Here is a 12,870-nt window from a genome sequence, read left to right on the forward strand (position 1 = left end):
CGGACGCTAATCACTAGCGTCCATCTCAAGGTTAGGGCTTATTAAGGTGGTTATTGTTGTCGTCTTCTTTGCGCTCGTATTCACCTTCAAACGTATGGCCATCACCATCTTGGTTGTGGCCAAAGCCATCTTGCCGGAACTGATGAGAGCCAAAGCCTGCGGAGGCTTTTACCACCATTTTGGTCATCAGATATTTAGCTAAAGCACGGCGCGGCGCAGGCAATAGAACTATCATACCCAGCGTATCAGTTAAAAAGCCTGGAATAAAAAGTAGCACCCCAGCGACAGCAAGCAACACACCTTCTAGAATTTGCTGTGCCGGTAGCTCTCCTTGCTTAAGCCTGCTTTGCACTGAGAGTAAGGTTTGTAATCCTTGACTACGCACTAAAGAGGCCCCCAGAAATGCGGTCAAAAAGACCATGGCGATGGTTGGCCATAAGCCAAGATAATCGCCTACTGAGATAAACAAACTTATCTCGATAACAGGAACCAATACAAATATTAAGAATACGATAGCAAACACATGCCCTCCTTTGTTGGCACTAGTGTAAGCTCAAAGCTTGCCAAACCTCAAACGAAAGCGACAAAAATTCACAGCGCTATGGCAATTTAAACCCAATTTAGCGTTTAAAAACATTCAACAAAGCAAAAATAAAAAAAGTGATCAAGATAGCGTTTTTATCCGCTGAGTGAAGTATCATGAGCCCCATAAGTCAGGACGTATTTTACAGCCAAAAAACTCTGACGAATGGATTCTTAAGTTGCAGAATGGCGAGCATTTTCATTTACATCAGAATAATTATCTAAGGATCCTATCATGGCTAGCCTAAATGATACCCTACACCCAGCGAATGCAACCCGTATTGAAGAAGATCTTCTCGGTGAGCGACACGTTCCCGCTGATGCTTACTACGGCATCCATACCTTGCGCGCAATTGAGAACTTCAATATTTCTAACGTGACCATTTCCGATGTGCCTGAGTTTGTTCGTGGCATGGTCATGACCAAAAAAGCGGCCGCGCTTGCCAATAGCGAGCTTGGTGTTTTGCCCAAAGAAATCGCTCAATACATAGTTGAAGCGTGTGATTTGATCCTAGACACAGGAAAATGTATGGATCAGTTCCCATCGGATGTGTTCCAAGGCGGGGCTGGAACCTCGGTCAATATGAATACCAATGAAGTGATTGCCAATGTTGCATTGGAGATCATGGGCAAAGAAAAAGGGCAATATCAGTTTATCAACCCTAATGATCACGTTAATAAGAGCCAGTCGACCAACTGCGCCTATCCAACGGGTTTTCGTATCGCGGTTTATAACAGTGTTCAGACGCTTATCGAAGCAATAGAATACTTAAAAGGCGCATTTGCACTTAAGAGCAAAGAGTTTAAAGGCGTACTAAAAATGGGCCGTACTCAGCTTCAAGATGCTGTGCCTATGACAGTTGGACAAGAATTTCATGCCTGGTCTGTGACTTTAAATGAAGAGATCCGTGCTCTTGAATACACATCCAAACTCTTGCTTGAAATTAACTTAGGCGCGACGGCAATTGGTACTGGTCTCAATGCCGCGCAAGGGTACCAACAATTGGCAGTGAAGCATTTGGCACAGGTTACTGGGTTGGATGTGGTACCAGCGGAAGATCTTATTGAAGCGACCTCAGACTGCGGCGCTTATGTCATGACTCATGGCGCACTAAAACGCCTCGCGGTTAAATTGTCTAAAATCTGTAACGACTTGCGTCTTCTATCTTCTGGCCCTCGCGCTGGTATTAATGAGCTCAACTTACCAGAGCTGCAAGCTGGCTCTTCAATTATGCCCGCTAAAGTTAACCCTGTGGTTCCTGAAGTGGTCAACCAAGTGTGTTTTAAAGTGCTGGGTAACGACAACACGATTTCGTTTGCAGCAGAAGGTGGGCAATTGCAGCTTAATGTCATGGAACCCGTGATTGCTCAGAGCATGTTTGAGTCCATTTCTCTGCTTGCAAATGCATGTATTAATCTGCGCGACAAGTGTATCGATGGCATCACAGTCAATAAAGAAGTGTGCGAGGGATACGTTTACAACTCCATTGGCATAGTCACTTACCTCAACCCATACATTGGCCACCATGAAGGCGATATTGTCGGTAAAATCTGTGCAGAAACAGGCAAGAGTGTGCGAGAAGTCGTGCTTGAACGAGGCCTTCTCAGCGAAGAAGAACTCGATGATATCCTAAACGTCGAAAACTTCATGCATCCCAAATACAAAGCAAAGCGCTATCAATAACAAAACGTGACTAGGGCCGAAGCAGGCCCTTTTTTGCACAGAAAATTTAATCCCACAATATTTTAGCGGATTAAATCAATCGCTTTCTAAAGTTCGAAATAATGGCCTTTAACGGCCAAGTATAAAAAGTTAAAAAATATAAGAGGTATCTACCATGATTATGCTTGAGCTATTTGTCGTCTTGCTGTTCATTTTCCTCGGAGCGCGCATTGGTGGTATTGGGATTGGCTTTGCTGGCGGCGCTGGCGTTATTGCCCTGTCATTTATTCTGGGTGTGCCTACAAGTCAGACTTATATACCCGTTGATGTCATCTTGATCATAATGTCAGTCATTACTGCCATTGCAGCAATGCAAGTTGCAGGTGGTATGGATTGGCTGGTTCAATTAGCGGAAAACTTTCTTCGTAAGCACCCAGAGCGGATAACTTTTTATGCGCCCATTGTAACCTTTTTAATGACCTTGATGGCAGGTACAGGTCACACGGCATTCTCTACCCTACCGGTTATAGCCGAAGTGGCCAAAGGTCAAGGCGTTCGCCCATCTAGGCCATTGTCAATTGCCGTTGTCGCATCACAAATCGCAATTACTGCTTCGCCTATATCCGCCGCTGTGGTTGCATTCTCATCCATGCTCGCGCCAAAAGGGGTTGATTATCTGACCTTACTTGCAGTGTGTATCCCAACCACTTTCATCGCTTGCATGATAGGTGCATTTGTTGCCAACTTCATGGGCAGTGAGTTAAAAGATGATCCCATCTACCAACAGCGTTTAGAGCAAGGATTAGTTAAGCTAGCACCGCAAAAACAGCGTGACATTTTACCAACCGCTAAAACGGCGACGTATATATTCCTCATCGCGATTGCATTTGTTGTGTGCTACGCAGCTGCAATCTCAACGTCAGTAGGCCTGATTACCGATCCAGCGCTTGGGCGCAACGAAGCCATTATGGCGGTGATGTTAACCGCAGCAGCAGCAATTGTGCTCTTCACTAAGATTGATGCTTCAAAAATCCCCAGCGCGTCGACATTTCGCTCAGGAATGACTGCATGTGTTTGCGTTCTTGGCGTGGCATGGCTGGGCTCTACTTTTGTCAACGCTCATGTGGAAGGCATTAAAGAGGTGGCCGGGGGGTTATTGAGTGACTATCCGTGGATGCTAGCAATTGTATTATTTTTTGCTTCCATGCTGCTTTACTCTCAAGGGGCAACCACGGTCGCTTTAATGCCAGCAGCACTAGCAATAGGTGTCGCGCCGCTCACCGCAATCGCTTCGTTCGCTGCCGTCAGTGCTTTATTCGTCCTACCTACCTACCCAACCTTGCTCGCTGCGGTAGAAATGGATGACACAGGCTCGACTCGGATCGGCAGTTATGTCTTTAACCATCCTTTTTTTATCCCAGGCGTTGTGACTATCACTTCTGCTGTTGCATTGGGCTTCACCTTGGGAGGCATCCTTATTTAGGTTAAGTCAAACATGGAGGTAGTATAATACCTCCATGACAAATGCCTCTTTTTAGACAAGTAACCTCTTGACTTAGATCATATATATCACTGTTCTCAAAAGCGCTTAAATAATGAATAGTTTTATCTATTTAAATCATTAAGCCTATTACATTCAATATAAAAACTATTTCTAGAACATAATCATTCGATTAAAATAAAATTTTAATCATCAGATATTATTAGCTTAATTTATCACATAATACTTTTGTGAAGAACAACAAAAATAATATCGGTCATAATTATTAGAATGGGTAAGGTTTTTATACCTATATAAAATATACCACTCTTAATTGACTTCTATTTACTGCTTAACAAATAGAAGTTAGGAGGTCATCATGACAGCACAAACTGATCCAAGTGGCAAAAAAATGGGCTTCTTTGCCAGACTCAAGTTTCCATCCGCCTACAGCATACTTTTTATATTAATTGCCTTCGTCGCACTGCTTACATGGGTGATCCCAGCAGGTCAATATCAGCGCGAGATGAACCAAGACTTAGGCCGTGAAGTGCCCATAACTGGGACATACCAAACCGTCGAAGCCAATCCGCAAGGCATAGTGGATGTCTTTCTTGCACCTATAGATGGCTTTTACGATCACCAAAGTTACCAAGCGGCTGCCATCGATGTTTCTCTATTTATTCTGGTTATGGGTGGATTTCTTGGTCTTGTCACGGCAACAGGTGCCATTGATGCTGGGATAGAGCGAGTCACTCATGCCTTGCACGGCCGAGAAGAGATGATGATCCCTATATTGATGGCGTTATTTGCTGCAGGTGGCACGGTTTATGGTATGGCTGAAGAGTCATTGCCTTTCTATTCTCTGCTGGTTCCGGTCATGATGGCCGCACGCTTTGATCCTGTTGTGGCTGCCGCAACCATATTACTCGGAGCAGGCATTGGTGTGCTTGGCTCAACCATTAACCCTTTTGCCACTGTCATAGCAGCTAACGCATCAGGCATACCGTTCACTGATGGAATACTGCTACGCGCAGCCATATTAATCATTGGCTGGTTTATCTGCGTTGCCTATGTTATGCGTTATGCGCGTCTAGTACGCAGCGATCAAAGCAAGTCCATTGTTTATGACAAATATGAGGAAAATAAACAGAGGTTTCTTGCTCAGCGCAGTGAAGAGTCTCTTGAGTTTACAAGCCGCCGTAAGGCAATCTTATGCATATTTGGCGCTTCCTTTGCGGTCATGATCTATGGTGTTTCAGTTGCTGGGTGGTGGATGGCCGAAATATCAGCCATGTTCCTTGCTGCCGCTATGTTAGTTGGCTTGGTTGCACGCATGAGTGAAGAAGATTTTATCCATAACTTTATTGATGGTGCGCGTGACTTACTCGGCGTAGCACTTATTATTGGTATTGCTCGTGGTATCGTGGTTGTGATGGATAACGGAATGATCACAGACACGATTCTAAACTCTGCTGAGCAAACGGTAACAGGTTTATCCTCTGTCGTGTTTATCAATGTGATGTTCTTTTTAGAAATTTTACTTTCTTTCCTTGTTCCCTCAACCTCAGGGCTTGCCGTGCTAACCATGCCGATCATGGCGCCTCTGGCCGACTTTGCGGGAGTAGGACGAGATCTTGTCATTACCGCATACCAATCAGCCTCTGGATTGGTCAACTTAATCACACCTACTTCTGCGGTCGTAATGGGAGGACTAGCAATTGCACGTATCCCATATATCCGCTGGATAAAGTGGGTCGCACCACTGCTGGGTATACTTACCATCTTCTGCGTTATCATGATAAGTATTGGTGCCATGATATAAAAAGCTCTCACTCGACCAAGCCGCTTAATCAAGCGGCTTTTTTAGTATCAATGGTCGGTAGATTTACAAATATCACCATCACTTCAATCATTATTGTTTAACGTGAACCAAGTCATATTTATCGAAAGAATTTATGTTAATAAAAGTTAAATAAGTCCATATGATTAATTATCTATTAGATTCTTATGAATAGATTAAATTTAAACTTTTCTTTTCAATTTCTATTCGCTTGAATATTGTTCCTAAATAATCACCTCCCATTATCATCATATTTAAATCGGTGAATAAATTTCCCATCTCTATGTATATTCAGAGCATTAACAAGTATTAAACACATGCATAGATATTGTTAAAGCTCTCGCCTTAAAGACAATAATGTATAAAACATAAACTGTGATTACCTTCTAAGAAGCCCTCAGTAACAGGCGTATTATGAATTTCAGCCAAACAAAAATCACTCCATTCTGAGCACACAACACGCCAGAACTTAACCAGAGAGAGTTGAGCATGAATAACTTGTACGTAGGTTCCGAAATTGGTCAGTTGCGCCGCGTTCTCGTTCATCGTCCCAAACGCGCTTTGACCCACCTAACCCCTTCAAACTGCCATGATTTACTGTTTGATGATGTGCTAGCGGTTGAGCGAGCTGGCGAAGAACATGATGTGTTTACCACGACTTTATCTGAGCAAAATGTTGAAGTACTGTTTCTAACCGATTTACTCTCTGAAACGCTCCAAGTACCAGAAGCAAAAGATTGGCTGCTCTCGCGTCAGGTATCCGATTACCGACTAGGGCAGACATTTGCTGGCGACGTTCGCTGTTACCTAAGAGATCTACCCAACATAGAACTGGCTAAGATACTCACTGGTGGCTTGTCTTATGCTGAAATGCCCATTCAATCTTCTTCCATGATGCAAGGCCTTCACCAGCCGATAGACTTTATCCTTGAGCCATTGCCCAATCATTTATTTACCCGAGATACCTCCTGCTGGGTATATGGCGGCGTATCGATAAACCCAATGGCCAAAACCGCACGCCAACGAGAGACGAATCATCTCAGAGCAATATACCGCTGGCATCCAACATTTGCTCAGCAAAGCTTCATCAAATACCTCGGCGATAAAGAAATTCAGTATGACAATTCGACTATAGAAGGTGGGGATGTTTTAGTGATTGGTAAAGGCGCGGTTTTGATCGGAATGTCTGAACGTACAACGCCTCAAGGCATCGAGCATTTAGCTTCACAGCTTTTCAAACACAATCAAGCCAAACAAGTCATTGCGATGGAGTTACCCAAACATCGCTCTTGCATGCACCTTGATACTGTCATGACCCATATGCGCGAAGATACTTTTTCAATCTATCCAGAAGTGATGCGCAACGATATCAAATGCTGGCAATTAACCGGCGATGAGTCAGGCAAGGTCAATGTAAAACAAGAAAACAACTTTGTCCATGCGATAGAAAAGGCTCTTGGTATTGGTCAGATTAACCTCATCACAACAGGGGGAGACAACTTTAATGCGGAACGAGAGCAGTGGAATGATGCGAATAATGTTCTGACTGTCAGACCTGGAGTTGTGATTGGCTACCAAAGCAACACCTACACCAATGAAAAATACGACAAAGCAGGTATTACCGTGTTACCTATCCCCGGTGACGAACTCGGGCGAGGCCGTGGTGGAGCTCGTTGTATGAGTTGCCCTATTGAGCGTGACGGCATTTAAGTCCTAACACCTATCAATGTCTAAATTGGGAGATCACATCATGAACAAACAAACTGTCGTCATTGCACTTGGTGGCAACGCACTCCTTCGCCGCGGCGAGCCTTTAGAAGCAGGTGTTCAGCGTCACAACATACAAATTGCTGTTCAGGCTATCTGCGAAGTCGCTCAAAACTACAAAGTCGTGCTCGTACATGGAAACGGCCCTCAAGTAGGTTTATTGGCGCTGCAAGGCTTAGAATATAAGCAAGTTGCCCCTTATCCGCTTGATGTACTAGGGAGCGAAACTCAAGGCATGATCGGCTATATGCTAATGCAAGAATTTAAGAACCAGATGCCAGACATCAATGCGACCTGCATGCTCACCCAAATGACGGTGGATCCAAAAGATCCTGCTTTTCTTAATCCCACTAAACCCATTGGGCCGATTTATACTCAGGATGAGGCGCGAGAACTGGCTGAGAAATATAATTGGACCATCAAACCTGACGGTAAGCACTTTCGCCGCGTAGTCCCAAGCCCAGAACCAACAGGGATCATCGAACATCAAGCGATTACTACTCTGATTGAACATGGCCACTTGGTAATATGTACTGGCGGTGGGGGAATTCCAGTCCAATATGATAATGGGCAGTTAGTCGGTGTCGAAGCGGTAATTGATAAAGATATGTCAGCGGCTTTGCTCGCAAAACAGTTACACGCTGATGCCTTGCTCATCTTAACCGATGCAGATGCCGTCTATCATGATTGGGGTAAAAGTAGTCAGCGAGCAATACGCAACACAACACCAAGCGAGTTAAGCCAATATCAATTTGAACCAGGGTCTATGGCACCAAAAATTCAAGCATCATGCGAATTTATTAAACAGGGAGGAAAAGTGGTGGGTATTGGCGCTCTAGAAGACGGTTTACGCATTCTTCAGGGCCTCGCAGGGACTTCTATCACTCAAGGTTAATTCAAGTTGTATCACTATCGTCGTAAACAAATAAGTTAATCACTGCGCCTGATTATTAACAGAGCGCTCGTCGAACAATAAGGAATACACTATGGCTTTCAATCTTCGTAACCGCAACTTCCTAAAGCTTCTCGACTTCACTCCGAGAGAGATACAACATTTTCTCGACCTCTCCATAGAGCTCAAAAAGGCCAAATATAATGGCTATGAGCAGCCTAGATTGAAAGGAAAGAATATCGCCTTAATTTTTGAGAAAACATCAACTCGCACTCGATGTGCTTTTGAAGTTGCCGCTTTTGACCAAGGTGCACAAGTCTCTTATTTAGGCCCTACAGGATCTCAGATTGGCCACAAAGAGTCGATGAAAGATACCGCCAGAGTGCTAGGACGCATGTATGACGGGATTGAATATAGAGGTTTTGGTCAAGAGATCGTCGAAGAGTTAGGCTCATATGCTGGTGTGCCTGTCTGGAATGGACTGACCAATGAGTTTCATCCAACCCAAATACTGGCTGACTTTTTAACCATGATGGAACATGGCCGTGGTAAGCAACTTCACCAAATGACATTTGCCTATTTGGGAGATGCTCGTAACAATATGGGCAACTCTCTTATGGTCGGCGCAGCCAAAATGGGCATGGACATCCGTCTTGTAGCGCCAAAACAGTTTTGGCCACATGAGAGTTTAGTTGCGCAGTGCCGTGAAATAGCCCAATCAACTAACGCAAAAATCACCTTAACCGAAGACATTAATGAAGGCGTGCTTGGTTGTGACTTCCTTTATACCGATGTATGGGTGTCAATGGGGGAAGCTAAGGAGGCATGGGCAGAACGTATTGCTCTAATGCTGCCTTATCAAGTTAATATGCAAACCCTCAAAGCCACTCAAAACCAGAATGTGAAATTTATGCACTGCCTACCGGCGTTTCATGGTGAAGATACCAAAATTGGTAAACAGCTGGCAGATGAATACTCTGAACTAAAACAAGGCTGTGAAGTCACTGATGACGTGATTGAATCGGACTACTCGATTGTTTTTGATCAGGCAGAAAACCGCATGCACACCATAAAAGCTGTGATGGTCGCAACCCTAGGAGACTAATGCTATCACCCAAAAATAGCAGCTTTAACTAGATATTTTCATCAAATAAGAGATAGAGGGCATCCTGATGGGAGCCCCTATCTCTTTTTTATAAGAGCACGTCTCAACCATGACTGGTCGCTAAACCCCACATAGTCCCTCAACTAGCAATAAACCTATTAAAAACTTGGTTGTTTGTTTGGTGATCACTTTCAAAAAGACACACTTTATTTGGTGGTAATATGACCCGAAACCAAACTCACCATAGAAGTGACAATTGAGTATTTAGGGTACTTCAACGGATTGAAGCACTAAAAGCCATAGGGAACAACTTTACACCATTCTTTTTGAGGAATTCTCATGAGTGAAACTCTTAGCCCACACTCAGTTGAAGAAAATGAAGACAAAACCCTGGTTACAACCTGTAAAAAACTACTTCAACAACAAAGCTTTTCGACTCAACATGAACTGAGAGAGGCGCTGGTTGATGTTGGTTTTATTGGTATTAGTCAGTCGACTGTCTCGCGTTTATTGTCACAACTTGGCGTAGTCAAAGTCCAAAATGCTTGTGGTAAAAAAGTGTATTGCATTACAGTAGAAACGGCTCCCGTACGTATTGAGTCTTCTATATCCTCACAGATTGAATTCATTACTCACAACCAATCGATGGTCGTCGTGAAAACACACCCAGGCAGTGCTCAACTGGTCGCTCGATTGGTCGATATAGACCCACATATTGATATTCTTGGTACGGTCGGAGGAAACGATACTGTCTTAGTGATCCCCAAAGACATACAACAAATTGATGAAACAGAAAGGGTAGTTAGGGCTAGATTAGGAATAGCCTAACTGTCTGATAAAATAAATATTTCACTAAGCTTGAAACTTAATACCACTTTTCTCTGTCTGATTGAGTTAAAATGAACAAAATTTGACTTAAGTGACCTCTGTATGCGTGCCATTTTATCGCTTTTTTTGCTCTCTCTGACCGTTTTTTCAGCGCCTAGTATGGCGCTTTTTGAGCAATCTAAATCGACACCCAGTTTCGGTAACCAAGCTAATACCTTTGTCCCTGTCGATGAAGCCTTCCCATTCAATGCGTTTCAACAAGACGATCGTGTCTTTCTCGATTGGCAAGTCAAAAAGGGCTATTACCTCTACCAGCAGAAGTTATCCATTAATGGCGAAAACGTTACGCTGAATGCAGTCAACATAAAAGATGGCACACCACATCAAGACGAATTTTTTGGTGAAGTTAATATTTATACTGAGCCTTTATTTATTGAAGTTCCAGTAGCAGATTACCAAAATGGAGCCAAGCTTATCGTGCAGTATCAGGGCTGTGCTGAAGCTGGTTTCTGTTACCCGCCAGAAACTCGCATAGTGGATTTAACACCTTTTAACTCTACAAGTAACAACACCGTAGAGCCAGCAAATCAAGCCAAGCTAGCAAAAGCGAATGCTGCCCCAACCCCGTTAACATCACAGGAGTCTAATCTAGCCACCAGCCTAAGCGATAACTGGTGGACGCCACTACTTTTCTTAGCACTTGGTATAGGGCTTGCTTTTACCCCATGCGTTTTGCCCATGTACCCTATTCTGACTAGTATTGTGCTTGGTAGCGGTAAGCTCAATCACAGCAGAGCACTTGGACTGGCCTTTATCTATGTGCAAGGCATGGCCCTCACCTACACCCTACTTGGCTTGGTCGTCGCCTCTGCTGGACTACAATTTCAAGCAGCGATGCAGCACCCGTATGTACTGATTGGTTTGAGCGTCCTATTTATCGCTTTAGCCTTATCGATGTTTGGTGTCTATACCATTCAGCTACCTAGCAGTGTTCAAACTTGGCTCAATAACTTAAGCAACAAGCAAAAAGGTGGAAATTCATTCGGTGTATTTGCAATGGGCGCTATATCAGGGCTGGTTTGTTCTCCATGCACCACTGCACCGCTCTCCGGCGCTTTACTTTACGTCGCTCAAAGTGGCGATCTAGTCACAGGAGGTGTCGCCTTATATGCACTAGCACTAGGCATGGGGATCCCATTGATGCTGGTGGCTGTATTTGGTAATAAGCTGCTGCCTAAAGCGGGTAACTGGATGGATAGAGTCAAAACACTGTTTGGGTTTATTCTCCTAGCTGCGCCCATATTCCTACTAGAACGTATCATGCCTGAAGTTTGGGCAACAGGATTGTGGTCATTACTCGGGCTAGCAGCATTTGCGTGGCTGTATCACATCAAGAATTCCTTACCATTAGGTGGATGGAAACAAAGTACTATTGGCGTCATTGCCATACTCGGGTTATTCGTGTCGGCGCAGCCAGTTTTAACCTATTGGCGTGGTGGACATATTGAACAGCCGCAACCAAGTATCCAATTTACTCGCATAGCAAATGTGGCGGAGCTTAACCAACAGCTTGCCAACGCCAAACTGGCTGGCAAACCTGTAATGCTCGACTTTTATGCCGATTGGTGCGTGGCTTGTAAGGAATTTGAGAAGTACACTTTTCATCAATCCGATGTGGAAAACAAACTGAAAGACTTTGTATTACTCCAAGCCGATGTAACCAAAAGTCTGCCGCAAGACATTGAGCTACTGGAAAAAATGAAGGTTCTCGGGCTACCCACCATAGAATTTTGGGATGCAAGCGGACAGCCTATCCCCAGTGCAAGAATCACTGGATTTATGGCAGCTGAGCCTTTTTTACAACATCTTGATACACACCGTCTATAAACCAAAGTAAAGTCGCCGCCAGTTCTTGAGCTGGCGGCCACAGCCACGTATTTTCTTGATTGAGCAGAAAACCCGATATAGTTCAGAGTTTTTATGCATGGAGATTGTTCACGCCCTTAAAGCCGACAATAATCTTATTAAGCCAACCTTTAATTGATACGATTCAATACCATGGATTCAAATTACACCATTATTATCGCTGACGATCACCCGCTATTTCGTAATGCACTGTTTCAGTCAGTACACATGGCAATAAGTGGTGCTAATTTGATTGAAGCTGACTCGCTTAACGGCTTACTCACGGTTTTGAGCAAAGAACAAGAGCCTGATTTACTGCTATTAGATCTCAAGATGCCAGGCACCAATGGTCTATCAGGGTTAATACAACTGCGCGCAGAATACCCAGATTTACCAATCGTGGTCATTTCTGCCAGTGAAGAGCCTTCCGTTGTCACACAAGTCAGAAGCCATGGCGCGTTCGGTTTTATCCCCAAATCGAGCGATATGCGTGAACTCATCAAGGCTTTAACCCAAGTACTAAACGGAGAGCCTTTTTTCCCTGAATATGCAACCACACAACAGATTAATGACGAGTTAACTGAAAAAATAGCAGCTTTGACTCCACAACAATATAGAGTCCTTACAATGTTATCTGACGGACTACTAAACAAGCAAATAGCCTATGAGCTTAATGTCTCTGAAGCAACGATAAAAGCCCATATGACGGCTATATTTCGCAAGTTAAATGTAAAAAATCGAACTCAAGCCGTTATTTTGCTCCAACAGCGAGAATATGAATATTCTTAACGTTTTTTCACTATTG

General features: G+C 43.9%; 10 protein-coding genes. 9 read left to right on the forward strand and 1 reads right to left on the reverse strand.

Features of this window, described 5'->3' with window-relative positions; genetic code table 11:
* Positions 1 to 31: 31 nt before the first annotated feature.
* The gene (locus tag MHN79_RS14415; RefSeq protein WP_239173447.1) at positions 32 to 523 is read right to left on the reverse strand and encodes an FxsA family protein; all 492 of its coding nucleotides are present in this window, start codon (positions 521 to 523) and stop codon (positions 32 to 34) included.
* A 294-nt stretch (positions 524 to 817) separates the two neighbouring features.
* Here MHN79_RS14415 and aspA point away from each other — a divergent pair, with 294 nt between their 5' ends.
* The 9 genes from aspA (at position 818) to MHN79_RS14460 (ending at position 12,854) form a co-directional block, all read left to right on the forward strand.
* Complete coding sequence (gene aspA / locus MHN79_RS14420; protein ID WP_160932115.1) at positions 818 to 2,266, forward strand: aspartate ammonia-lyase; 1,449 nt, start codon at positions 818 to 820, stop codon at positions 2,264 to 2,266.
* Positions 2,267 to 2,420: 154 nt separating this feature from the next.
* Positions 2,421 to 3,728, forward strand: coding sequence for an anaerobic C4-dicarboxylate transporter (locus MHN79_RS14425; RefSeq protein WP_239173448.1), 1,308 nt, complete (start codon positions 2,421 to 2,423; stop codon positions 3,726 to 3,728).
* Positions 3,729 to 4,104: 376 nt separating this feature from the next.
* A complete protein-coding gene (locus tag MHN79_RS14430; protein WP_239173449.1) occupies positions 4,105 to 5,550 on the forward strand; it encodes a YfcC family protein in 1,446 nt (481 codons plus the stop codon).
* A gap of 507 nt (positions 5,551 to 6,057) precedes the next feature.
* A complete protein-coding gene (arcA, locus tag MHN79_RS14435) occupies positions 6,058 to 7,278 on the forward strand; it encodes an arginine deiminase (RefSeq protein ID WP_239173450.1) in 1,221 nt (406 codons plus the stop codon).
* 40 nt (positions 7,279 to 7,318) lie between these two features.
* Entirely contained in the window at positions 7,319 to 8,230 is a 912-nt protein-coding gene (gene arcC / locus MHN79_RS14440) for a carbamate kinase (RefSeq protein ID WP_160932107.1), read from the forward strand.
* Between the two features lie 91 nt (positions 8,231 to 8,321).
* On the forward strand, positions 8,322 to 9,332 hold the full coding sequence (gene argF / locus MHN79_RS14445) for an ornithine carbamoyltransferase (RefSeq protein ID WP_160932105.1): 1,011 nt from the start codon (positions 8,322 to 8,324) through the stop codon (positions 9,330 to 9,332).
* Between the two features lie 339 nt (positions 9,333 to 9,671).
* Entirely contained in the window at positions 9,672 to 10,160 is a 489-nt protein-coding gene (locus tag MHN79_RS14450) for an arginine repressor (protein WP_239173451.1), read from the forward strand.
* A gap of 102 nt (positions 10,161 to 10,262) precedes the next feature.
* Positions 10,263 to 12,047, forward strand: coding sequence for a protein-disulfide reductase DsbD (locus MHN79_RS14455; protein WP_239173452.1), 1,785 nt, complete (start codon positions 10,263 to 10,265; stop codon positions 12,045 to 12,047).
* A 171-nt stretch (positions 12,048 to 12,218) separates the two neighbouring features.
* A complete protein-coding gene (locus MHN79_RS14460) occupies positions 12,219 to 12,854 on the forward strand; it encodes a response regulator transcription factor (protein ID WP_239173453.1) in 636 nt (211 codons plus the stop codon).
* Positions 12,855 to 12,870: the final 16 nt, after the last annotated feature.

Source organism: Vibrio sp. Of14-4 (assembly GCF_022347625.1).
In the GTDB taxonomy this organism is placed as follows: domain Bacteria; phylum Pseudomonadota; class Gammaproteobacteria; order Enterobacterales; family Vibrionaceae; genus Vibrio; species Vibrio pristinus.